Source organism: Kitasatospora sp. NPDC087315 (assembly GCF_044744345.1).
Lineage (GTDB): Bacteria > Actinomycetota > Actinomycetes > Streptomycetales > Streptomycetaceae > Kitasatospora.
Map to the genome: position 1 here is coordinate 27001 of NZ_JBIUYD010000034.1, position 22000 is coordinate 49000.

The window sequence follows — 22000 nt, forward strand, 5'->3', positions numbered from 1 at the left end:
TCTCCAGTGCGGGCAGGCGGTTCGGTTCGGGTGGGTGCTGCTCGGGTGGTGCTGCTCGGGTTGGGGGGTGCGGGCGGTGCGGGTGAGCCGGGTCGGGCCGTCCCGGTGGGGGCGGGTGCGGCTAGAGCGAGTGGAACGGCAGCCCGGCGTCGGCGACCAGTTCGTCGCCGGTGTCCGGCGGCAGCAGGCTGGCGGTGCCGTCGGAGACCGCGACGATACCGAGGTCGAGCAGTTCGGCCATGGCGGCGCTGCCGGCCAGGTCACGGACCTGGAGCTGGTAGCGGGCGGTGGTGCGGTAGGTGCCGCCGGAGTCGTCCGAGGTCTTCTGCAGGAAGCCGGACTCCACCAGGAACATCACGGCCTTGGCGACGATGCCGATGGTGGAGCCGGAGAGCCGACGGGCGTCCTTGGTGGCCCCGGTGGCGGTGCGCCGGGCCCAGACCCGCCAGGCGGCCTCCAGGCCGGGGGCGTCGCTCTGCGGGTCGGTGTTGGCGCCCGTGGCGTCGGCCTGCTCCTCCAGCCGGCGGCAGGCCTGACGGACGAAGGAGTCCACGCCGTTGACGGTGATCCGGCCGAGGTAGCCGTCGTCGGCGAGGTCCTCCGGCCGGGGGAAGGCCATCGCGGCGACGGCGAGGTGGGCCAGGCCGTGGAGGAAGCGGTCGGTGGACTCGGAGGCCGCGCGGCGCGAGTAGTCGCCCATCCGGACGGCGAAGACGGAGTCCTCGGCGGCGGCGACGGCCATGCCGGCGCGCGGCGAGACCTCCAGCACCACCAGGCCCATGCCGGTGGCGACGGCGTCGGCGAGGCGGGCGAAGGCCGGGTCCTCGCGGTGGCGGCGGACGAGTTCGGCGTACTCGGCGTCACGGGCCGGGAGCAGCTTGGCCTGGAGCCCGAAGGAGACCAGCCGGGCGGCGTCGGCGACATCGCCCGGGGTGATCGCGGCGGGCGCGGCGGGCTCGGTCTCGGTCGCCCAGGACGTGTCGTGGTGGGTCGTCACGGGCGGTGCTCCTCGGGGCTGTCATGGATCGTGGTGCGGTGGTGGCGGGCCATCGGCTTCGTCGGCCGGTCGTTCGTCAACCGACCGCTCGTCAACTGGCCGCTCGTCAACTGGCGTCCTTGCGGTCGGCCGCCATTCCGGCCGCGTCGAGCAGGGCGCTGCCGACGATGAGGTCGGCGCCGCCGAACTCCGGGTCGCGCAGCGGGGTGCCGTCGTCGACGGCGAACAGCAGCCGCTCCTCGCCCTGGCGGTAGGCGGTGCCGACCGGCGGGCTGGCCGCGTGCACGGCCAGCAGGGCGACCAGGTACGGGAGTTCAGGGTCCTGCCGGCGGGCGTCGGCGAGCAGGCCGGAGAGCCGGCGGGGCGCGTCGGCGGGCAGGTCGAGCAGTTCCAGCGCGGCCTCCAGCTGGGCCTCGGAGAAGCGGCTGTCGTCCGGCGTCGCGACGAGGTCCGGGTCGGGCAGCTCCGCGCCGAGGTGCTCGCGCTCGACCGGCGGGGTGAGCAGCAGGTCCACCAGGTCTGCGACCCGCACCGCGACGGGGGTGCGCAGGCCGATGCCGCGGGCGAAGAAGGCACCGGTGGGCCGGACGGCCTGCTCTATCGGCAGCCGCAGCACCGGGGCGAGCAGCTGCCCGTACAGGTCGATGCCGCTGCGCGCGCCGGGGGTGGCGAAGGCCTGGCGGTCCTGCTCGGCGCGGAACAGCGGGCCGGCCTCCAGCAGGCGGGTCTGCAGCTGGGTGTGGCGGCGGATGCAGTCCTTGACGATGTCGACCAGCTCGGCGGCGCGACGCTTGTGCTCCTGGTCCTCCGCCTCGTCGCGGGCCTTGCGGATGTTGGTGAGAATCGCGTTCTCGTGCCGGTAGCGGTCGGCGATGTGGTCGAGCGCCTCGTCGATGAGGTCGGGGATGGCGTGCATCCAGTCCACGGCGCGCACATTGCGCCGGGTCGCGTCGAGGGCGCGGCGCAGCGTCTCGGCGTACTGGACGGTGCGGTACCGGGCCTGCTCGGCGGCGAGCTGGGCGTCGGCCAGGCGGCCGCGCCGGATCAGCACCTCCAGCTTGACCTCGGCGGCGATCTGGGCCGAGGTGACATCGGTGTCCAGCGCACCGACCAGGACGTTGACCGCCTCGTCGGTGGTGCGCAGGTAGATACCGCCGTCGGGGCCCGGCACCTCCTCGATCAGCTTGAAGTCGTAGTCGCGGCGGACGTACTCGCCGTCCGGGCCGAAGGTGCCGTAGACCGCGCGGAAGCCGCGGTCGACGCTGCCGACGTTGATCAGCGACTCCAGCACCCAGCGGGCGACCCGCTCGTGCTCGGCGGCGGGCCGGGCGGCGGCCTGGGCGGCGACCCTGGGCAGCATCCGGGCGAGCACTATCTCGCGGTCGGCCCCGGTGTCGAAGTCCATGTGCAGGGTGACGAGGTCGATCGCGGCGAGACCGACCTCGGCCATCGCGTAGCCGCCGTACTCGCCGGCCAGGTTGACCTTGCGGCTGTCGAGGTCGTGCAGCGGGGCGGTGCAGGCCAGCGCCTTGAGCCTGCGGGCGAGGCCCTCGTCGGCGGCGGGGCCGGGCGCAGGCCGCACGGCGGCAGCGGCGGGGCCGGCGGGCGGCCGGGGGCCGTGCTCGATGGGCGGGTCAGCGATGGCGGTCACGGTGGACAAGATTAGAGGTTCGCACCGACAACGACCGAAACGGGCCTTACGGGTGGGTGCGGGTCCCGCCGGCGGCGCGGGCGAAGGAGCTCCCGCTCGGACACGGAAGGCGAGTTGAACATGTTCAATTCCGAGGTCTAGAGTCACTTCCAGGTGGCCGGGAGAAGCCCGGACCGCCTCCTCGACCTGGGGGTTTCCGGCATGAACAGCACGTCCGAGAGCGAACGCGCCGCGTTGCGCAGGGTGCGGCAGTGGCTCTGGTTCTTCGTCGTCTGCCTGGTGCTGAGCGGCCTCACGGCCTTCCCGCTGGAGTCCGAGACCAGGTGGCTGGCCGACTTCGCGGCCGGCCCCGGCGCCCCGGTGACCGAACGGTTCCCCACGCTGCTGGAGTGGGCCGAGCGGGTCCGCGACGGCGTCGCCGAGACCAACGCCCGCTACCCCTTCCTGGCGTACGGCACCGACTGGCTGGCCTTCGCCCACCTGGTGATCGCGGCCGCGTTCTGGGGCCCGATCAAGGATCCGGTGCGCAACGTCTGGGTGATCCGCTGGGCCGTCCTGGCGTGCGCCGGGGTCATTCCGCTCGCCCTGATCTGCGGACCGCTCCGGGACATCCCGCTGTACTGGCGATTTATCGATATGTCGTTCGGAATCGTCGGTGTGGTGCCGCTGTTGATCGTGTTGCGCGCGCTGCGCCCGCTGGAGCGGCGGGCGGGGGCGACTCCCGTCACCGGCTGAGCGGGCCCGCCCGAACGGCAGGACGAGCGGCCGGACGAGCGGGCAGACCACGGAGGCGGCCCGAACGGGCGGACGATCGGCTGAGCCGACCGGGGGAGCGCGCACGGCAGCGGTGCGCGCCGGTGGGCCCGGGAGGGGTCGGGTATCGGGCAACGGCCTTCACACACAGGCCCTACCATCTGGCTCAACAGCTGCTGGAAGGCGGACGGGCGTGGCCGATGCGGTGATCGATCTCAATGCGGACCTCGGTGAGGGGTTCGGGCGGTGGACGCTGACCGACGACGAGGCACTGCTCTCCGTGGTGACCAGCGCCAATGTCGCCTGCGGCTTCCACGCCGGGGATCCGTCGACGATGCGGCGGGTCTGCGCGCTCGCCGCCGAGCGCGGCGTACGGATCGGTGCCCAGGTCTCCTACCGCGACCTGGCCGGCTTCGGCCGGCGCGCGATGGACGTCCCGCCCGAGGAACTGGCCGACGAGATCGCCTACCAGATCGGCGCCCTCCAGGTCTTCGCCCGGGCGGCCGGCTCCCGGGTCTCCTACGTCAAACCGCACGGCGCCCTCTACAACCGGGTGGTGGCCGACTCCGACCAGGCCGAGGCGGTGGTCGCGGGCGTGCTGCGGGCCGGCGCGGTCTGCGACGGCCCGCTGCCCGTCCTCGGCCTGCCGGGCTCCCGGCTGCTGGCGGTCGCCGAGGGGGTCGGGCTGCCGGTGGTCACGGAGGCGTTCGCCGACCGCGCGTACACCTGGGCCGGCACCCTGGTGCCGCGCAGCGACCCGGACGCCGTGGTGCACGACCCCGAGGCGGTGATCACCCGCGCCGTCGGTATCGCCCGGGACGGCGTGGTGGAGGCGGTCGGCGGCGAGCCGATCGCCGTCGAGGCCCGCTCGCTCTGCGTGCACGGGGACACCCCCGGCGCCGCCCAGCTCGCCTGGCGGGTGCGCGGCGCGCTCGCCTCGGCCGGGGTGCGGGTGGAGGCGTTCACATGACCGTCCAGGTGGCCGGCGGGCCCGAGCCGTTCGGGCGGATACGACCCGTCGGCGACCGGGCGCTGCTGGTCGAGGTGGCCGGGACGGCCGAGGTGAGCGCCCTGTACGACTGGCTGCGGGAGCGCCGGGCGGCGGGCGCGCTGCCCGGGGTCGAGGAGATCGTCCCGGCCGCGCGGACCGTCCTGCTGGACGGCGTCGCCGACCTCCCCGCGCTGACCGCGCTGCTGCGCGGGGTGCGCCCGACGGCGGCGAGCAGCACGCCCGGCCCGCTGCTGGAGGTCCCGACCGTGTACGACGGCGCCGACCTCGGCGAGGTCGCGGCACTGTGGGGGGTCTCCGCCGAGGCCGCCGTCCGGATCCACACCGAGCCCGAGTACGTCGTCGCGTTCTGCGGCTTCGCCCCCGGTTTCGGCTATCTCACCGGCCTGTCGCAGCGGTACGGGGTGCCGCGCCGGGCCACCCCGCGCAGCGCCGTCCCGGTCGGCTCGGTCGCGCTGGCCGGCCCGTACACCGGCGTCTACCCGCGCTCCTCCCCCGGCGGCTGGCAGCTCCTCGGCCGCACGGCGCTGCCGCTCTGGGACACCGGGCGCGAGCCGGCGGCACTGCTGGCGCCGGGTACGCGGGTGCGGTTCACGGCGGTGCGCGACGGCGGCGGGCGGGCGGCCCCGGCTCAGGCGTCCCCGGCGGTGCGGGGTGGCGGCGCTGAGTGAGCTGCTGGTGGTCCGGCCCGGGCCGCTGACCACCGTTCAGGACCTGGGCCGGCGCGGCGTCGCCCACCTCGGCGTGCCCCGGGCCGGGGCACTGGACGAACCCGCGCTGCGCGCCGCCAACCGGCTCGTCGGGAACGACCCGGGCACCGCCGCGCTGGAGAGCACACTCGGCGGGGTCGCGCTGCGCGCGCTCGGACCGGTGGTGTTCGCCACGACCGGAGCCCCCGCCCCGGTCCGGGTGGACGGCCGGGCCGCCGCCTGGGGCGCGCCGGTCGCGGTACCCGCCGGAGCGCTGATCGACATCGGCGCCGCCACCCACGGGGTGCGCGGCTATCTGGCGGTGGCGGGCGGGATCGCCGTGCCGCCGGTCCTCGGCAGCCGGTCCGCCGACCTGCTCTCCGGTCTCGGCCCCGCCCCGCTGTCCGTCGGCGACCGGCTGCCCGTCGGCCCGCCCCCGTCGTACCGGCCCGCGCCCGATCTGGTGCCACTGCCCGCGCCCCCGGTCGAACTGGTCCTGCGGCTCCGGCTCGGGCCGCACACGGACTGGTTCGACCCGTGGTCGGTGGCCCGACTGGCCCGCGAGCACTACCGGGTGGCGCAGGCCGGCAACCGGATCGCGCTGCGCACCGAGGGCCCCGCCGTGGCCCGCGCCCGCGGCGGCGAGCTGCCCAGCGAGGGGATGGTGCTGGGCGCGGTCCAGATCCCGCCGGACGGCCTGCCGGTCGTCTTCCTCGCCGACCACCCGACGACCGGCGGCTACCCCGTCATCGGCGTCGTCCCGCCCGCCGACCTCGCCTTCGCCGCCCAGGCCCGCCCTGGCACCCCGGTCCGGTTCGTGCCGCTGCGGGGGCGCTGACGGAGCGCCGGAGGCGGTGCGGTCGGCCGGCCCGATGATCACGACCGGGCGGCGGCAAGGGGCTGCCGACGGCCCGCCGGCGAGGGCGGTCCGTCGGGCAGGGGCTCGGCGGGCAGGGGCTCGGCGGGCAAGGGCTCGGCTGGGTGCCCAGCAGACAGCTCAGCGGGCCAGCAGGGCCTCGGCCACGGCCCGTTGGGCGGGGTCGATCGCGTGGGCGCCGTCGTCCAGGTCCCAGAGGGCGTTCTGCAGGATCCGGCCGAGGGTCCAGGACGTCGCCCGGGCCCGGTCGAGGGCGAGGACGTCGGTCATCAGGTCGAAGCGACGGCGCAGGGCGCGCGGAACGTCGCCGGTGGCGGTGAGGTCGTCCCAGCGGTTGCCGAGCGCGGGGAGAAGCTCGAAGCCCGGGTCGCCGGCGAGCGGTTTGGGGTCGATGGCGAGCCAGGGCGCGCGGCCGTCCGGGCCGGCCGGGGCGAGCACATTGCCGTAGTGCAGGTCCCAGTGCAGCAGGCGGTCGCCGGGCTCGTCCCTGACCTCGCGGACGGCCGCGGCGCAGTCGGCGAGCAGGCGGCGGTCGGCCGGGTCCGCCAGCACGGCGAGTGCGGGCGGAGTCCCGGCCAGCAGGCCGTCGGCGAGGTCCGCCAGCCGGCGCAGCCCGGGCGGGGCCTGGCGTTCCGTCAGGCCGGCCAGGATCTCCGCGAGGACGCGCAGCGCGGCGAGGTCGTCGGGGACGGCGAGCAGGGAGCGGTCCGGGTCCAGGCGTTCCAGCAGCATCGATCCGGACGCCGGGTCGTGGGCGAGCAGCCGGACGGCGCCCCGGCCGGCCCAGGCCCGCAGCGCCACCGGCTCGCCCGCCGTCTCCTCGTCCACGGGCTGGAGCTTGAGCACGGCGGGCGTGCCGTCGGCGCGCAGCACTGGGACGACCAGCCCGACCACGCCGTGCGCGGGCGGGCCGTCCGGGCGCAGCTCCCAGCTCTCCAGCAGTGCGCCGGCGAGTGACGGCAGCCCGGCCGCCCAAACCCGTCCGGCCTCGCCGAGGAACGCGGTGAGAGAGGCCGCCAGAGCGTCGGGGACATCGATCGGCGCGGGGCCGGGCGGGTGTTTCGGCATGGTGGGCTCCTGCTGGCACGTCCGGGCTGTCCTTCCGGGCAAGCCTGACACGGCCCGCCGCGGCCATCGGCCCGGCCGCATCACCCGCTCCGGGCCGCCGCTCCCCCACCGGGGACCGCCGGCTCGGCGCGACCGCCGACAAGCAATCGCCAACTCACTTCCCCAGAGGGGGATTTCCGGGGTGCGAGTTCCGCCGAACGACGGTTTTCCGGCCCGTTCCGGAGGAGGATGGCACTCGGACGCTCCACCCGCGGGCGAGGGACCGGAGCAATGACGGAGGGGCGGACGTGGCCTCGCACCCCTGGCAGTCCGCACGCCAGGGATGCGAGGCCGGCGAGGGAGCCGTCTCTCGGACCGGGCCGACCCGTCCTATCGGGTCGGCCTGTGCCGTGTGGCGAGTTCTGCGCTTCGCCGGGCAGGTCGGGGACACGGCTCCCCGTCCGCCTCCGCTCTCGCCGCCCGGGGCGCAGGTCGGCCGGAACAGAAGCTTCCCGCAAGCGTACCCGGTTCGGGCAAAACGTTCGGGCCATCAATGAACGAGTTCTGTGCCCAACTGGCCTTTCTTCGGTGATTCCTTGACGAATGATCAGCTCTTGGCGCACAGAAGCCCGAGGGGCGCCGAACCGTCCGGCGCCCCTCGGGCCGTTCTCCTCGCGGCGCTCGCCGGCAGGGACCACGCGAACTGGCGCCACCATCCCCATGGCGCAGTCCGTCGGACCGCGGTCACCACTGGCCGAGCACACCGGCGCGGGTCATGTCCCTGGGAGCCGAACCCGGTCTCCCGGCCGCACCGCCCACCCGGGCCGCACGCTCATCCGAGCAGCAGCAGTTCCCGGACGGATCCCTCGCGATCGACCAGTTGGAGCTTGCTCCCGCGCTCGCTCTCCCGCTCCACCAGGTCCAGCAGGGCGATGGCCCGTCGCACCGTCTCGGTGATGGAGGTGCCGCGCTTCTTGTGCCGCTTCAACACCTCTTCCGTCTCGCTGTTGATGTTGATGCTCAGGCGGGTGAAGGTTTTCGTCTCAGTGTTCTCGGACATGCCGCAGGCCCCTCGTTCGAAAACGCCGCAGCATAGGAACCACGGCGCAGCCCGGGCGTGAACACAGCACACCCAGGCACATTTGATTGGCTGCCATCACGAGCAAGGTGGGACCGCGTGTGAGCGGAAACGCACGACAACGGACTGCAGAGCGTCCGCATCCGTCACACGCCGCGCCGGCACGCCGTCACGTCAACCGAGTCGAGCCATAGCCGAGGACCGGCCCGTAACGCTCGGGACTGTTGGTCGGGACAACCCATGGTGCTCCCCCTGCAGTTCTGGCGATGCGTTCAATCCTCCCCAGACCCACATGCGATGTCAAGTAGATACACCTGGGACACTCCTTTGGTACGCACAAGATGCACATTCAATGTTGATCTGATGTTGATTCAATCCGCCTTCCGTCTGTAGGATCCCTCCTGCAGCACGCTGCAGGGAACTGCGCCGCTGCTCCCCTGCCCCGACGGGCACTTCAGTGAGGGAGAACCACAGCATGTCGACCGTCTCCGCGAGCAGCGGCGAGCCGGGACAGGACCGCTGCGCCTTCGTGCGTCACCTGTTCCCCAGGCCCGGCTCCGCGGTCTCCACCCGGGTCAGCCTGGACTTCGGCTGCCCCAGAATGGCCGCAGCAGACAGCGTGGTGAACGTCTACGCGGGCCAGTCGGTTCCTGAACCGACCCCCGAGGATCCAGAGTTGATCATCAGTCAGACCATTCCGGCCCTCGTGCCGGGGCAGCGGCTCCTGCACGAGGACGAGACCCCCGGCAACGGCCTGTGCGACGTCGCCTCGGTGTCCGGGCCGATCGCCCGGCTCTACTGCGAGGCCGGCAAGGAAGGATGCCGTGACCGAGATCTCTGAGGGCGCCGAGCGGCCCGGACAGCACGTCCTGTCCGAGAACGACGAGCCCTCCAGGCGCGGGCTGAACACCAACGACTTCCTGTTGGAGGTCAACAACCAGAAGCACATGTCCCAGACCCGACGCCTGCTGGCGGTCGGGCTTTTGTGGATCATGGGCCTGCTCGCCGTGATCCCCACCATCGCCCTGGTGCTCGGCCGCTGGACCCACTTCGGCGGCGAGCAGCTCCAGGCCTTCGCGGTGCTGTTCACCCCCGTGATGGCACTCGCCAGCGCGGCGTTCGGCTTCTTCTTCGCCTCGGAGGGGAGCAACCGCCGGCGATAGCGGCGCCGCACACCGGAGCCGCGCCCGTACCGGCCGTCGATCGGACCGGTACCGGCGCGGCTCCGTCCCGCGCGCGGGCCCGCACGCCCGGGAAGCGGACCGCCACGTACCTCTTCCCGGCACCCCCTTCCCAGTTCCGGCCGCCCGTGTTCGGATGGGGCGCATGGGTGATGAGCGACGCGATGGATACGACGGGACGGGGCCAGGAGCGATCACGCCGGACGGCTGCGCCGTCGAGATGTGGTCCCGGCTGCCGGTGGACGGTTCGCCGGAGGTGATCGAACGGGCGGTACCGGCCGGCGCGAGCATCCTCGAACTGGGCTGCGGCGTCGGCCGGATGACACACCCGCTGCTCGACCGCGGCTTCACGGTGACGGCCGTGGACGAGTCGCCCGAGATGCTGGCCCGGGTGCGCGGGGCGCGCACGGTCCGCAGCCCGATCGAGCACCTGGATCTCGGCGAGCGCTTCGACGTCGTCCTGCTCGCCTCGTTCCTGGTGCACGCCGGCGACCCGACGGTCCGCCGGGGGCTGCTGGAGACCTGCCGCCGGCACGTCGCGGACGACGGCAGCGTCCTGGTGCAGCGGGAGGGCGAGGACTGGTACCGGAACGTACCGCGCGAGCGCCCCGTCGGCCGGGACGGGCTGATGCGGGTGGTGTCGGCCACCCCGGTCGGCGACGGGGTGAACTCGGTCCATATCGAGTACGAGTTCCCCGACGCACGCTGGACCCACACCTTCCGCGCCCGGCCGCTCGACACGGAGCAGTTCGAGCGGGCGCTGGCGGACGCCGGGCTGGCCGTGGAGGGGTACCTCACGGACGACCGGACGTGGGTCCAGGCCCGGCCGGTGCCGCACCGGACCGGCTGAGCCCGGCGGGGGCCGGAGCGGGGGCCCGGAGCGGGGGTGATCGCCAAGTCGTCACCTTCACCGCGTACCATCAGGCGCGCGCCGGGCCCGCGCGCGGCCCGAGGGCCGGACGGGACCGGTTGTTCGCATGCCGTCGGCATGTCCCCCGCGCATGCCATCGGGCATGCTCCCGCACCGACCGACAAGGACCGCTGATGCGCATCGAGCGACGGATACCCCCGGCGGGTGCCCGGTGATCGACTGGTTCCACGGGGCCGTCCTCGGCCTGATCCAGGGGCTCACCGAGTTCCTGCCGGTCTCCTCCAGTGCCCACCTGCGGGTCTTCTCCGCCCTGCTGGGCTGGGACGACCCGGGCGCGGCGTTCACCGCCGTCACCCAGCTCGGCACCGAGTCCGCGGTGCTGATCTACTTCCGCCGCGACATCGCCTCGATCGTGAAGACCTGGACGCTCTCGCTGTTCCGCCCGGCGCTGCGCTCGCACCAGGACGCCCGGATGGGCTGGTTCGTGATCATCGGCACCCTGCCGATCGGCATTCTCGGCAAGCTGTTCCAGGACAGCATCGAGACCAACCTCCGCGATCTGCGGATCATCGGCACCACGCTGATCGTCTTCGGCCTGATCCTGGCGGTCGCCGACCGCAGCCGGGCGGTCCGGAACGCCAAGCCGATCACCGACCTGACCCTGCCGCACGCGGTCGGGTACGGCTTCGCCCAGGCGCTCGCGCTCATCCCCGGCGTGTCGCGCTCCGGCGGCACCATCAGCGCCGGTCTGCTGCTCGGCTACAGCCGCGAGGCGGCGGCCCGGTACTCGTTCCTGCTGGCCATCCCCGCGGTGCTGGCCTCCGGCGCGCTGGAGCTGTTCAAGATCGGCGAGGGCCCGGCGCCGGCCTGGGGACCGACCATCCTGGCAACGGTCATCGCCTTCGCGGTCGGCTACGCGGCGATCGCCTGGTTCCTGAAGTACATCTCGAACAACAGCTTCCTGCCGTTCGTGGTCTACCGGGTGCTGCTGGGCATTCTGATCATCACCCTGGTGAGCATCGGCACCCTGGCCCCCGACGCCGGTGTGGTGAAGTAGCGCGGCGGACGTCGCGGACACGTCGGTAGAACGGCATTGCAGAACGGCCCGGGCACAAGCGCCCGGGCCGTTCGTCGTATGCGGTGCGGAGAACCTAGCGACCGCGCTCGCGGGCGGCGGTCAGACGGCCGCGTACGGCGGCGTGGACCTCGGCCTCCTCGGCCGGGTCGGCGGCGAGCCGGCGCAGGCGCTCCAGCACACGGGCGTCCCCCGTGGTGGCGACGTGCCGCGCGGCGAGCTCGCGGGTGGACTCCTCGCAGTCCCAGAGGCACTCGACGGCCGGCCCCTCGGGAAAGTGCACGTCGGTCACGGCCAGCGCGCGGGCGGCGCGGCCACGCAGCTCGGACGAGGCGGCCTCACCGTAGATATGGCGCAGGACGGGGACGGCTTCGGCGGCGGCCAGCCGCCCCGCGCCGTCGACCAGCGACCCGAGCCCGGTACCGGTGACGCCGCGGACGGAGACCCAGCGGCGCAGCCCGGCCACCACCAGCGGTCCGTCGCCGGGCTCGCCGGCGTCGGCGAGCAGCTGGACGGCGGCCTCGCCGAGGGCGCTGTCGGCGCCGCCGGTGGCCGGATCGGCCCAGCGGCGGGCGTGGGCCAGCGCCTCGGGGCCGCGCATCCGGCCGAGCAGCTCCAGGGCGGCGCGCACGATCCGGTCGTCGACATCGGCGGCGGCGGCCTCGATCAGGGCGGCGGCGGCCGGGTCGCGTTGGTCGACCAGGAAGCGCAGAGCGGCCCGGCGGGCCCCCGGCAGTCCGCCGCGGGCGGCCTCCAGCACGGCGGGACGGTCCTCGGGGCGGACCACGGCGGCCAGGCAGCGGGCGGCGGCGGCGGCCCGGCGGTCCCCGGCGTCGGGGCCGTCGGTCTCGCCGGCGTCACGGGCCGGCTCGGGGCGGTCGGGCTGCCGGGCGAAGGCACCGGCACCGAGGCCCCCGAGGTCTCCCTGGTCGGCCCAGGCGAGCACGTCCGCGGTCGACCAGCCGGGGGTGACGCCGCTGCGGTTCAGCTGGCGCTGCCAGAGGTCGAAGGGTGACTGCTCGCTCGCCGCGGCGACCCTCGGGTGGTACGCGGCCCAGAGCCGCCAGGGCCTGGGCTCGTACGCGCCGCGGATGAACTCGCGCAGCTCGGCGTCGCCCTCGGGGCCCGGCGCGAACCGGTCCAGGACGGCGGTGCCGAGCAGCAGGAGCCCGCGGTCGTCGTCCCTCAGCGCCAGTTCGTCCAGCGCCCAGGCCCAGTTGGTGCCGGTGGCGGTGTACTCGCGCAGCATCAGCAGCGCGTCGCGCCGGCCGTACGCGGCGAGGTGGCCCAGCACGGACAGGGCGAGACCGGTGCGGCCCTCGTCGTCGTCGAGAAGGTCCTCCGGGTCGTGGAGGTGGTCCTCGATACCGTCGAGCGGTGCCTCCAGCTCCATGTAGAGGCGCGCGTAGTAGAGGGAGCGGTTCTCGACCTGCCAGTCGGCTCGCGGATCCCTGGTGACGCACTCCTCCAGTGCGGCGATGGCCTCGGTGCGGTCGGCGGCCAGCGCATGGAGCTGCCCGTCACCGCGGCCTCGCTGAAGGAGGCCGAGGAGGCTGGCACTGGGCGCTATCACTGGCTCGAACATGAGGTCAGCATCCGTTGCGGCGGTCGTAGTGGCAACGGGATTTCCGTCGCCGGGATCTCTGGTCGGTACTGCGGTGGGCGCCCGGGCGCCGGAATCACCGAAGGTTACCGCCTCGCGCACGTCGCCGCACACAGGGCGACGGCCCCCGATGCCTTACTGGCATATGCCGGGGGACTTTTGCCAGGATCTGTTCAAATCCCCCGCAGGGGTGACGCGGCTGTGCGACAGTTTTTTCACCACCCCCGACGGCCTTCCCGGCACCCCGCCACCCTCGGAGCGATGGAGCCGCCATGAGCATGCCAGCCCCCGCCCCCGATCCCTGCCCGCCCGGCACCCCCGCCGGGCCGGGCGGCCCGGCGAAGGGCCCGGCAGGGGGCGGGACGGACGGCGGAGCGGACGGCGCGACCGGCACGGCGCAGGCGCCACCCGGCCCCGAGATCGGCTCGGCCGAGTGGGACCTCCTCACCGACGACGTCCGGTGGTCGGCGGAGACGTTCCGGCTGCTCGGGTGTGACCCCGGACACGGTCCGCTCAGCCTCGACCGGCTGCCCGACCGGCTCGACGCGGCGGACCGGCCGATGCTGCGCCGGATGATGACCGACGCGCTGGTGCACGGCCGCTGCGCCGTCGGCACGGTGCAGGTGCGCCGGCCCGGCGGCGGGCACGGCACGGTCGAGTACGCGGGCGAGCCCGTGCTCGGCGCGGACGGCACCGTCACCGCCCTGCGCATGCTGCTCCGGCCGGCCGGTCAGGACGGCGGGACGACCCCGGTCTGACCCCGACCCGCCGGGCGCCACGGACCCGCCGGGGACGGCTCGGAGAACAGCGGACAGCACCGGACACGCCGGCGAAGGTACCGGCCCCGGGCCGGAGGCCGGCTCAGGCGAGCTTCGGGCGGTGCTTGGCGTCCGCCACCCGCAACTCCCGCCCCAGCTCCGCCCGGAGCTCGTCCACCACCTGCACGCCGCGGTAGCGGGCGGTCAGCCGGTACATCTCGCGCAGCCGGTCCCAGGTCCGGTGGGACGAGTTCTGGCCGATCAGGTTCATCACCATCTTGGCCTGGAACTCCGCCGCGTCCGGCTCCCCGGTGATCCAGTGCACCGAGGCCAGGGTGATCCGGTCGAACAGCGCCGAGCGCAGCTGTCCGGTGCCCTCGCGCAGCTTGATCACCCGCTCGGCCTGCTGTCTGGCCTGCGGGGCGGCCACCGGGTCGTGCTCGGCGAGGGTGCGCAGCACCAGCGCCTGCATCCCGCGCAGCTCGGCCTCGTCGAACACCTGCATCCAGGACGGCGGTGGCTCGGACACGTCCTCGGCGAACAGTTCCTCGGCCTCGCCGAGCAGCCGCCAGGTGTCCTGCGAGTGCCCGATCGAGGCGTGTGCCCAGGCCTCCACGGTGTTCAGCATGGCCCGGGTCCTGGGCAGCGCCCGGCCACCGCCCGCCTTGGCTGCCGCCATCAGGTCGAGCGCGTCGTCGGCCCGGCCCAGGTGGACCATCTGCCGGGCGGCCCGGGAGATCGCCTCGCCAGCCCGGGGGCGGTCCCCGGCCTCCTTGGCGGACTCGGCGGCGATCATGAAGTACTTCTGGGCGGTCGGTTCGAGGCCGACGTCGTGCGACATCCACCCGGCGAGCACCGCCAGGTTGGCCGCGACCAGCCACAACCGCCGCTCCACCGGCGGACTGTGGCGGTGCGTCAACAACCCGCCCACCTCGTTGAGCTGGCCGACCACGGCCTTGCGCTGAAGTCCGCCGCCGCGCGCCGCGTCCCAGGCCCGGAACACCTGGACCGAGCGCTCCAGCGCCTCCACCTCGTCGAGCCCGACCGGGCCCGCGTCGTACACGTCGACCACCGGGCGGACACCGCCCTGGGTGATCATCTGGCGGGGGCCCGGCACCGAGGCCGCGTAGGCGACCGCGTCCCCGCCCAGCCAGCCCTTCAAGGAGTCGGCGATGGCCGCCCCGGCCGTGAGCGCGGCACCCGCACCCACCAATCCACGTCGGTTCAGCATGAGGTCCATTCCCGTGAACTCGGTGAGGACCGCGGCCGTTCGATCCGGCTCCCATGGCACTGCTGCGGACTGCGCCGCTCCGGTCCTGGTGGGCCGGTGTCGTTCCAGACCGAGGTCCTCAGTGGTGACGACACGGCCGAGCCGCTCCGTGAACACGGACGCCAGCACCCGCGGCACCGGATCGCGCGGGATCTCCCCGTGCTCGATCCACCGCCGCACCCTCGAGGTGTCGGTGGACAGCTGCTGCTGTCCCATCGCGGCACCCCTCCGGTTGACCAGCCGCGCGAGTTCGCCCTTGGACCATCCGGTCAGGACGAACAGATCGGCGAGTCGGGTGTTGGGTCCCCTGCTCACGTGAAGCCCCCAGGTTCCTCGGCTGGTTCGAGGCTAGAGGCTCCGTCAGGTGCCGGGCGAGTATTCGCCATGCTTCGCCAGGGTCCGCCACATTCTTAACCAGTGGCGATCGGGTGTGTTGTAGAGGTGCGCCACCTCGCCCCTCGGGTCGGGCGGCCTCCCAGGGCCGGTCGGGGCATTCCCCCGCCCGTGTCATGGGGCGTCCCCGGTCCTCACCCGAGGGGGTGGCGCGGCCGGGTGGCGCGGGGGCGCCGGGCACGGCCACGGCAGTCCGGCCGACCGCATTCCCCAGGGTGCGGACGGCCGGCACCTCGCCGCAGGGGCTCCGGCCCCGCGTCCGTGCCCGGCGCCCGCGTTCCACCCACCGCACCGCCCAAGGGCCGCCGTCACGCCAGGAAAGCTCGCGGCACCGGCCCTCCCCCGCACCGCGGGGCACACCCGCCCGACGGACAGGAAGGGACCACCCTCACCCCATGTACTCCTCAGCGACCACCCCTACGCCGACCGCGGCCCGCACCGCGCTGCGACCCCCCACCGCAGCCGCGGGCCGTCCCGGGCCGAAGCAGGTGCCGCCACCGAGCCGCCCCGCCGCCCCGCGCGGGGCCGACGGCCGGTCCACGGACGCGCGGGGCCACGCCGGCCGTACGGCGCTGGGGCTGCGCGGCCCCGAAACCGTCCTGCCGCCCGGCGCCCGGATCCCGGGCGCCCGCCCGACCGACGGCCGGCTGCTGCGGCCGCACCGGCCCGGCCAGCCCGGCACGGCCGAGCGGATCGACCCGGCGGCGCTGCAGACCCCGACGGTGCGGGCCGCGCTGGCCGGTGTCGCGCGGATATGTCCCGCGTTCACCCCGCGTCAGGTCCTTCGGGAGGGCAGCCGCCACATCCTGGTGGCCGGCACCATCGGGCGGGCCCCGGTGGTGGCCAAGTGCCTGGCCCCGCAGGCGGTGCGGAGTGAGTACTTCGAGCAGCTGGTGGCCGATTTCCACCACGAGGTCACGGTCTACCGGGCCTTCGTCCGGCACCGTCCGCCGGTCCGGCTGCCCCGGCTGGTCGCGGCCGACCACGACCGCTGCGTGCTCGTCATGGAGCGCGTGCCCGGCCGCCCGGCCGCCCGGGAGCGCCACCCCGTCAACGCGCCCACCCCGGGCGAGGTACGGGCGCTGCTCACCGCCGTCCGCACGCTCAACCTGTGGCGGCCGCCGACGGACGTGTTCCAGCCGAGGATGGACTACCAGCTGGAGATCGCCCGGTACCACTCGGTGGGCCAGCTCACCGACCGGGACGCCGGCGATCTGCGCGGGCTGCTGCACGGCCTGAGCCACACCCCGCTCCAGCTCTGCCACGGCGACGCCCTGCTCAGCAACATGCTGCTGGCACCGTCCGGGCCGGTGCTGGTCGACTGGGAGCAGGCCGGCTGGTACCTGCCGGGCTACGACCTGGCGGTGCTGTGGAGCGTGCTCTCCGGGGACACCGCCGCCCGCCGCCAGATCAGCCAACTCGCGCAGAGCGGCGGCACGATGGCCCGGGACGCGTTCCTGGTCAACCTGGTGCTGGTGCTCATGCGGGAGATCCGGCTGTACGACGTGCCGGGCGCCGGCGAGGAGCAGCGGATCATGATCCGCCGGCTGTACGACGACGCCGCGCTGGCCCGCCGGGCCGTCCGGGCCGCCGTCGGCACCCGCTGAGGCGGCCGCGGACGGGGCGGGACATGGACCGGAGCCGGCGTCGGCTGAGGCGACGCCGGCTCCCCCCAAGGGGGGTTTCGGGCCAGGGGGCGTCAGGCCCTGGTACCGCGCTCCAGGGCGGCTCGCCCGGCCCTGTCCAGGACGGCCTCGTCCGGGGCGAAGTGCACCCGGCTGCTCAGCACGTCCCGCAGGTAGCGCTCCAGCGGATGACGCCGGCTCAGACCGGGGTTGCCGGTGAGCGAAACCGCCTGCTGGACGGCCGATACGGCCGCGCGGGTGGCCAGCAGATGGGCCGGTCCGGTCCGGGCCACCGCCTCCGGGTCGGCCCGGTCCACCCGCGGGGCCAGTCCGCCGACCAGCTCCTCCGCGCCGATCAGCTGGGCCTCGATCTCGCCGAGCGCACAGCGGTAGCGGGGCAGGCTGCCGAGCGGCTCGGTCAGGTTGGCCGGGGTGCGCTGCTTGAGGAAACGAACCAACCAGTCCTGCGCCGAGCGGGCCACTCCGACGGCGACGGCGGAAAGAGCCAGATCGTGCCAGGCGCGGGTGAGTTCGCCGGGCGGTACCGCGCCGGACACCGGAGCGACCGTCGAACTCGCGCCCGATTTCGGCCCGGTGAGCCCCAGCGCGAGTTCGACCGGCACCCGGACGGCGTCCAGCACCACGTCGTGGCTGGCGCTGGCCCTCAGGCCGAGCTGGTCCCAGGTCGGGTCGATCTCGATGCCCTCGCTCTCGCCGCGCACCAGGAAGGTGCCGACCCGGGGCACCGGTTCGTCGGTCCGCGCGGTGACGGCCATCCAGGCCAGCGCCTCCGCGCCGGCGCAGTACGTCTTCCGGCCACTGAGCAGCCAGCCGTCGCCGTCCCGCCTGGCGACCGTGGCGGGCGGTTCCCCGCTCTGCGAACCGGGCTCCGCGCGCAGGGTGTTGACCAGCGCCGGACCGCGCCGGGACTCGGTGAGCAGCCTCCGGTAGCCGGCCGGCGGCCAGTTCGCCACCCGGGCCTGTTCGGCGTGCTGGAGCAGGGTGAACGCCGTGACCACGGCCACCGAGGCGTCCCCGCGCCCGAGTTGGGCGAGCACCCGGACGGTGTCGGCGAGCGTGCCGCCCGCGCCGCCGTACCGCTGGGCGACGGTGAGGGTGAGCAGCCCGGCCTCGTGCACCGCCTCGATGCCCTGGTACGGGAAGGTGGCGTCGCGGTCGTGCTCCTCCGCGCGGGCGGCGAGCAGATCGACCACCCGGGGCAGCCCGGCGAGGGCGGTGGCGACGGACGGCTGGTCGGCAGCGATGGTGGTCATGGTGCTGGTGCCTCCGGGCGGCAGCGTGGGCTCGGCAACTGCGGGCGGCACGCCGGACGGGCGCGCGGTACCGGTTGGCGGCCCGGGAGACCAGCGGAAACGCCGCCCCCGGATCGGCGTCGGCCACTCGGCCGCCCGCCCACCGCCGCGGGGACGAATCCCCCTCAGCGGCCCGGACACGCCGCGCTGGCGGTGCGCCGCAGGTCCAGATAGCTGCGGCGGGTCAGCAGCAGCGGGAGACGGCACGACATGTTCGCGACTGTACGAAGCCGTGATCGAAACCGTCAAGCAGCGGCCAGGGCCCCGGCCGGTGCCCGGCCCGGGGGCGGCCGGATCAGCCCTGGTGGAACATGTCCGCCGGCAGCGGCTTGAGCAGCTGGTAGAGGTCGTCCGAAATCGGTCGGTCCCAGGAGGCGATGGTGACCTGCACGCCGTCGCTGCGCCCGAACTGGGAGCAGAACACCCGACCCTCGCTGACCTTGACCTTCTTCACGATCAGGAGGTCGTCCCCGAGCATCACCGGGAAGTCCTCGGCGGAGACGAACTCGACCGGTTCTTCGTTCTCCAGCGCCGCGAGCAGTTGCCGGATCTCGAAGGGCACGCCGTCCCCGGTGTCGCGGGCCGGCGAGCCCTCGGGGAGGTTGCCGATGAACATCGCCGGGCCTCTGCCGCCGAACAGGTCGTAGCGCAGGAAAATTCCCTGGCAGGAGCCGTCCGGGCCGGTCATCATGGCCGCACCGAAGTCACCGGGCCAGTCGCCCGGGTCCATCGCGAGCACGTCGAAGTCCGGGCCGGCGGGCTGTCCGGAGCGACGGCGGAGAAAAGACATGGGAACATCGTACGTGCCCGGCACACCGCCTTCGCAGGGTGGGTGGGGCGCCGGACGGAGATCCACGCTCAGAGACCAATGTTGACTCTGAGCAACCGTCCGGGCTACGTTCGGTTCAGCACGACAGCCGCTCTGGGTTTCACCCTCCGGGGGGACGGCTTGTCGCAACGCGGCCCTACACGCGTATCCCTCACTGTGCACATCGTCGTGCCGAACCGCCGAGCACCCAGCTTCGTCGTCGCACACAGCACAGCACACAAGCCAACAGTTCCATGCCACATAAGCAAGGTCCGCGGGGCCCCGGCCCGTCGCTCCCGCGGATCTGCTCGGGACGCCGCCGCGTGGGGGCGTGCGGGTCCCGAGCATTCGGTACCGCCGCCGAGTCGCTCTCGGCGGCGGCGCCACCCTCCCGGCGACTGCCGGCCCCTTGTGGGCCGGGACCGGCCGACGCACCCCGGTGCGCAGGGGATGACTGGGAGGAGGCCTGGCAGCGCTGCCGGGCCGCACAGCAGGCGCCGTGTCTGGCCGCGTGGGGGCGGTGGGCACGGCGTCTGCCTGTGCTCATACTCTGAGCTGCGTTTGTCTAACAGTCAACAGAAATTATGACGGCGCACGCTCAAAAGATGATCAGATGGGACGATCTGACGGACAGTCGAGTCAGGTCGGCCAAAAAACACCCGTTCGTGGAGCCACTCGTTCGAGGAACCACCCGTCCGGGGAGACGCCCTCCCGGGCACCGGAAGCGGGCAGCACGGAAACGGGCCCCCGAACCGGGGGCCCGCCGCTGTCCGTCCCGGACCCGGGCTCAGGTGAGGTCGAACTCGCCGTCCCGCGCGCCGAGCACGAAGGCCCGCCACTCCCCGGGTGTGAACACCAGGACCGGTCCGTCCTCCTGACGGCCGTCCCGCATGCCGATGTAACCGTCCACAAAAGCGATCTGGACGTCCCCGACACCCTGGCTGCTGCACAGCCAGGTCGCCCCGGTGAAGTCCACCTTCGGCTTCCCGCTCGGCGCGAACTCCTGCGCCGCTCCGGCCGTCTCCACGTCAGTCCCGATGTTGGCTGCCACTACTGCTCTCCTCCCGACGGCTTGTCGGGGCCAGCCTAACCACCCCGCGTCGCCCCGGTCAGCGGGTTGACCGGGACCGCCCCGACGGTTGACCGGGCTCCCCCGCCCGGGCCGGGTCCGCAGGCCCGCCCCGCGGACCCGGCCGGCCCGGCCGGAGGCCCGGTGTACGGAATCCCGCCCGGCCGCCGGAGCCCCGCCGGGGGCGGCTCCGGGGCGTGTCCCGGAGTCCGGGGCGGCGGTCAGCTGCCAGAGTGTGGGAAGCCCCGACCGAACGCCCCCAGGAGCAGCCGATGAGCCGCCGGGACGGCACCCGCGCCGATGTCATCCCCATCTCCGACGCACCCTCGGCCCACCCTCCGGCGCCCCGCACCCCACCCACGCGCACCCCGCTGCCCCGGCCGGCGCGGGGTCGGCCGCCCGCGCACGGCCGGGTCGGGATCGTCCTGGTCTCGCACAGCCAGGAGCTGGCCGCCGCCGTCCGCGCCCTGGCACTGGCCCTGGTCGACGCCGACTCCCCCGCCCCGGTCGTCGGCACCGGCGGCGACCTGGTCTCCGGCCCCGGCATCAGCGCTGTGCTGGTGGCCGCCGCCACCCGCCGGGTCGACCAGGGCCATGGCGTGGTGGTGCTCGCCGACCTGGGCAGCGCGGTCTCCACCGTGCGCGCCCTGCTCGCCGACGCGGACGAGCACGGGCTGCCGTTCCCGGTCCGCTTCGCCGACGCGCCGTTCGTGGAGGGCGCGGTGGCCGCGGTGGCGACCGCCACCGCCGGAGGCGACCTGACCGCCGTCCTGGACGCGGCGGAGGAGGCCTACCGCCAGCACAAGGGCTGAACCCGGCGTCCGCCCGGCCCCGCCGGGCGTCCCGCACTGTCCTGGGGCCGTCCTGGGGCCGCTCCGGGGCCGGGGTGGAGCGTTCCACCCCACGGGGGGTGACCGCCCGGCTACCATCGGCGCAGGGCCGGCCGAGCGGGCCGGGCGGTTGTCGGGGGGGGGGACCTCAGCCATGCGCGTGGTCGTCACCGGCGGAGCCGGATTCATCGGGGCCAATCTGGTCCGGGCCCTGCTGACCCGCCCGGAGGTGGTCCAGGTCCGGGTCGTGGACGACCTTTCCACCGGCAGCAAGGCCACTCTGGCGGGCCTCGACGCCACGCTCTACGAGGGCAGCATCCTGGAACCCGCCCTGCTGGACGAGGCGTTCGCGGGTGCCGACGCGGTGGTGCACCTCGCCGCGCTGCCCTCCGTCCCCCGCTCGGTGGCGGACCCACTGGCCAGCCACCACGCCAACGCCACCGGCACCCTGGAGGTGCTGGAGGCGGCCCGCCGGGCGGGCGGGCTGTACGTGGCGGCCGCCTCCTCGTCCTCGGTGTACGGCGCCAACCGCGAGCTGCCCAAACGGGAGAGCATGCGCACCGCGCCGATGAGCCCGTACGCGGTCAGCAAGCTGGCCACCGAGGCGTATCTGGCGGCCTATCACCACTGTTACGGGCTCGGCGTGCTGCCGCTGCGGTTCTTCAACGTGTACGGCCCGCTCCAGCCCGCCGGACACGCGTACGCCGCCGTGGTGCCGGCCTTCCTGGACGCGGCACTGGCCGGCCGGCCGCTGACCGTCCACGGGGACGGCGGCCAGAGCCGGGACTTCACCTATGTCGGCACCGTCACCCGGGTGATCACCGAGGCGGTGCTGCGCCGGGTGGTGCACGCCGACCCGGTGAACCTGGCCTTCGGCGCCCGTACCTCGCTGCTGGAGCTGGTCGGCGAGCTGGAGTCGGTGCTCGGCCACCCGGTCGAGGTGGACCACACCGATCCCCGGCCCGGCGACGTCCGGGACTCGCAGGCCGACAACTCCCGGCTGCGCGAGCTGTTTCCGGACGTCCGACCGGTGCCGCTGCGCGAGGGCCTGGAGCGGACCGCGGAGTGGTTCCGCACGCTCTGAGGGCAGGGCTGCCGGGTCT

The 22000-nt window shown here is 74.2% G+C and carries 21 protein-coding genes; 12 read left to right on the forward strand and 9 right to left on the reverse strand.

What is annotated here, in order from left to right; all coding sequences use genetic code 11:
- Nucleotides 1-121: 121 nt before the first annotated feature.
- Nucleotides 122-997, reverse strand: a complete 876-nt coding sequence (locus ACIO5D_RS34460; RefSeq protein ID WP_363610629.1) for a hypothetical protein — start codon at nt 995-997, stop codon at nt 122-124.
- Nucleotides 998-1103: 106 nt separating this feature from the next.
- On the reverse strand, nt 1104-2639 hold the full coding sequence (locus tag ACIO5D_RS34465) for a hypothetical protein (protein WP_400760519.1): 1536 nt from the start codon (nt 2637-2639) through the stop codon (nt 1104-1106).
- 210 nt (nt 2640-2849) lie between these two features.
- Between ACIO5D_RS34465 and ACIO5D_RS34470 the strand changes: the two genes are divergently transcribed.
- The 4 genes from ACIO5D_RS34470 (at nt 2850) to ACIO5D_RS34485 (ending at nt 5937) form a co-directional block, all read left to right on the forward strand.
- Complete coding sequence (locus ACIO5D_RS34470; RefSeq protein ID WP_363610627.1) at nt 2850-3383, forward strand: hypothetical protein; 534 nt, start codon at nt 2850-2852, stop codon at nt 3381-3383.
- A gap of 211 nt (nt 3384-3594) precedes the next feature.
- On the forward strand, nt 3595-4371 hold the full coding sequence (locus tag ACIO5D_RS34475) for a 5-oxoprolinase subunit PxpA (RefSeq protein WP_363610625.1): 777 nt from the start codon (nt 3595-3597) through the stop codon (nt 4369-4371).
- Nucleotides 4368-5081, forward strand: a complete 714-nt coding sequence (locus tag ACIO5D_RS34480; RefSeq protein WP_400800046.1) for an allophanate hydrolase subunit 1 — start codon at nt 4368-4370, stop codon at nt 5079-5081. Before ACIO5D_RS34475 ends, ACIO5D_RS34480 begins: the two co-directional genes overlap by 4 nt.
- A complete protein-coding gene (locus ACIO5D_RS34485) occupies nt 5065-5937 on the forward strand; it encodes a biotin-dependent carboxyltransferase family protein (RefSeq protein WP_400658843.1) in 873 nt (290 codons plus the stop codon). Before ACIO5D_RS34480 ends, ACIO5D_RS34485 begins: the two co-directional genes overlap by 17 nt.
- 159 nt (nt 5938-6096) lie before the next feature.
- On the opposite strand, the gene ACIO5D_RS34490 is transcribed toward ACIO5D_RS34485, so the two are convergent.
- Together ACIO5D_RS34490 and ACIO5D_RS34495 are read right to left on the reverse strand one after the other, a co-directional pair.
- Nucleotides 6097-7044, reverse strand: a complete 948-nt coding sequence (locus ACIO5D_RS34490; RefSeq protein WP_400658845.1) for an aminoglycoside phosphotransferase family protein — start codon at nt 7042-7044, stop codon at nt 6097-6099.
- An 811-nt stretch (nt 7045-7855) separates the two neighbouring features.
- Nucleotides 7856-8083: a hypothetical protein gene (locus ACIO5D_RS34495; protein ID WP_363610619.1), complete on the reverse strand. Its 228-nt coding sequence runs from the start codon at nt 8081-8083 to the stop codon at nt 7856-7858.
- 493 nt (nt 8084-8576) lie between these two features.
- Between ACIO5D_RS34495 and ACIO5D_RS34500 the strand changes: the two genes are divergently transcribed.
- From ACIO5D_RS34500 to ACIO5D_RS34515, 4 genes are all read left to right on the forward strand, one after another.
- Nucleotides 8577-8942, forward strand: coding sequence for a hypothetical protein (locus tag ACIO5D_RS34500; protein ID WP_363610617.1), 366 nt, complete (start codon nt 8577-8579; stop codon nt 8940-8942).
- Nucleotides 8926-9264, forward strand: coding sequence for a hypothetical protein (locus ACIO5D_RS34505; RefSeq protein ID WP_363610615.1), 339 nt, complete (start codon nt 8926-8928; stop codon nt 9262-9264). Before ACIO5D_RS34500 ends, ACIO5D_RS34505 begins: the two co-directional genes overlap by 17 nt.
- 163 nt (nt 9265-9427) lie before the next feature.
- Nucleotides 9428-10132, forward strand: coding sequence for a class I SAM-dependent methyltransferase (locus ACIO5D_RS34510; protein ID WP_400658848.1), 705 nt, complete (start codon nt 9428-9430; stop codon nt 10130-10132).
- Nucleotides 10133-10367: 235 nt separating this feature from the next.
- A complete protein-coding gene (locus ACIO5D_RS34515) occupies nt 10368-11210 on the forward strand; it encodes an undecaprenyl-diphosphate phosphatase (RefSeq protein ID WP_400658908.1) in 843 nt (280 codons plus the stop codon).
- A 94-nt stretch (nt 11211-11304) separates the two neighbouring features.
- On the opposite strand, the gene ACIO5D_RS34520 is transcribed toward ACIO5D_RS34515, so the two are convergent.
- Entirely contained in the window at nt 11305-12813 is a 1509-nt protein-coding gene (locus ACIO5D_RS34520; protein ID WP_363610609.1) for a HEAT repeat domain-containing protein, read from the reverse strand.
- 290 nt (nt 12814-13103) lie between these two features.
- Between ACIO5D_RS34520 and ACIO5D_RS34525 the strand changes: the two genes are divergently transcribed.
- Nucleotides 13104-13589, forward strand: a complete 486-nt coding sequence (locus ACIO5D_RS34525) for a hypothetical protein (protein WP_400800049.1) — start codon at nt 13104-13106, stop codon at nt 13587-13589.
- 103 nt (nt 13590-13692) lie between these two features.
- Here ACIO5D_RS34525 and ACIO5D_RS34530 read toward each other — a convergent pair whose 3' ends face one another.
- Nucleotides 13693-15174, reverse strand: a complete 1482-nt coding sequence (locus ACIO5D_RS34530) for a hypothetical protein (RefSeq protein WP_363610605.1) — start codon at nt 15172-15174, stop codon at nt 13693-13695.
- Between the two features lie 473 nt (nt 15175-15647).
- Here ACIO5D_RS34530 and ACIO5D_RS34535 point away from each other — a divergent pair, with 473 nt between their 5' ends.
- Complete coding sequence (locus tag ACIO5D_RS34535; RefSeq protein WP_400800051.1) at nt 15648-16859, forward strand: aminoglycoside phosphotransferase family protein; 1212 nt, start codon at nt 15648-15650, stop codon at nt 16857-16859.
- A 92-nt stretch (nt 16860-16951) separates the two neighbouring features.
- On the opposite strand, the gene ACIO5D_RS34540 is transcribed toward ACIO5D_RS34535, so the two are convergent.
- The 3 genes from ACIO5D_RS34540 to ACIO5D_RS34550 form a co-directional block, all read right to left on the reverse strand.
- Complete coding sequence (locus ACIO5D_RS34540) at nt 16952-18151, reverse strand: acyl-CoA dehydrogenase family protein (protein WP_400800053.1); 1200 nt, start codon at nt 18149-18151, stop codon at nt 16952-16954.
- Between the two features lie 334 nt (nt 18152-18485).
- Nucleotides 18486-18980 carry a hypothetical protein gene (locus ACIO5D_RS34545; protein ID WP_400760488.1) on the reverse strand — a complete coding sequence of 165 codons (495 nt, stop codon included), beginning with the start codon at nt 18978-18980 and terminating at the stop codon, nt 18486-18488.
- Nucleotides 18981-19785: 805 nt separating this feature from the next.
- Nucleotides 19786-20025 carry a DUF397 domain-containing protein gene (locus ACIO5D_RS34550; protein ID WP_363610667.1) on the reverse strand — a complete coding sequence of 80 codons (240 nt, stop codon included), beginning with the start codon at nt 20023-20025 and terminating at the stop codon, nt 19786-19788.
- A 314-nt stretch (nt 20026-20339) separates the two neighbouring features.
- On the opposite strand from ACIO5D_RS34550, the gene ACIO5D_RS34555 reads away from it, so the two are divergent.
- Both ACIO5D_RS34555 and ACIO5D_RS34560 read left to right on the forward strand, forming a co-directional pair.
- Nucleotides 20340-20879 carry a PTS-dependent dihydroxyacetone kinase phosphotransferase subunit DhaM gene (locus ACIO5D_RS34555; protein ID WP_400658857.1) on the forward strand — a complete coding sequence of 180 codons (540 nt, stop codon included), beginning with the start codon at nt 20340-20342 and terminating at the stop codon, nt 20877-20879.
- Nucleotides 20880-21051: 172 nt separating this feature from the next.
- Nucleotides 21052-21981 (forward strand): NAD-dependent epimerase/dehydratase family protein, encoded by a 930-nt coding sequence (locus ACIO5D_RS34560; protein ID WP_400658859.1) that lies wholly within the window; start codon nt 21052-21054, stop codon nt 21979-21981.
- Nucleotides 21982-22000 lie beyond the last annotated feature (19 nt).

Excerpts from the sequence above, each read along its gene's own strand:
- ACIO5D_RS34480 (WP_400800046.1), top strand. The coding sequence starts at position 4,368 with ATGACCGTCCAGGTGGCCGGCGGGCCCGAGCCGTTCGGGCGGATACGA.
- ACIO5D_RS34560 (WP_400658859.1), top strand. The coding sequence starts at position 21,052 with ATGCGCGTGGTCGTCACCGGCGGAGCCGGATTCATCGGGGCCAATCTG.
- ACIO5D_RS34495 (WP_363610619.1), bottom strand. The coding sequence starts at position 8,083 with ATGTCCGAGAACACTGAGACGAAAACCTTCACCCGCCTGAGCATCAAC.
- ACIO5D_RS34500 (WP_363610617.1), top strand. The coding sequence starts at position 8,577 with ATGTCGACCGTCTCCGCGAGCAGCGGCGAGCCGGGACAGGACCGCTGC.
- ACIO5D_RS34520 (WP_363610609.1), bottom strand. The coding sequence starts at position 12,813 with ATGTTCGAGCCAGTGATAGCGCCCAGTGCCAGCCTCCTCGGCCTCCTT.
- ACIO5D_RS34510 (WP_400658848.1), top strand. The coding sequence starts at position 9,428 with ATGGGTGATGAGCGACGCGATGGATACGACGGGACGGGGCCAGGAGCG.
- ACIO5D_RS34540 (WP_400800053.1), bottom strand. The coding sequence starts at position 18,151 with ATGACCACCATCGCTGCCGACCAGCCGTCCGTCGCCACCGCCCTCGCC.
- ACIO5D_RS34535 (WP_400800051.1), top strand. The coding sequence starts at position 15,648 with ATGTACTCCTCAGCGACCACCCCTACGCCGACCGCGGCCCGCACCGCG.
- ACIO5D_RS34490 (WP_400658845.1), bottom strand. The coding sequence starts at position 7,044 with ATGCCGAAACACCCGCCCGGCCCCGCGCCGATCGATGTCCCCGACGCT.
- ACIO5D_RS34545 (WP_400760488.1), bottom strand. The coding sequence starts at position 18,980 with ATGTCTTTTCTCCGCCGTCGCTCCGGACAGCCCGCCGGCCCGGACTTC.
- ACIO5D_RS34470 (WP_363610627.1), top strand. The coding sequence starts at position 2,850 with ATGAACAGCACGTCCGAGAGCGAACGCGCCGCGTTGCGCAGGGTGCGG.
- ACIO5D_RS34525 (WP_400800049.1), top strand. The coding sequence starts at position 13,104 with ATGAGCATGCCAGCCCCCGCCCCCGATCCCTGCCCGCCCGGCACCCCC.
- ACIO5D_RS34555 (WP_400658857.1), top strand. The coding sequence starts at position 20,340 with ATGAGCCGCCGGGACGGCACCCGCGCCGATGTCATCCCCATCTCCGAC.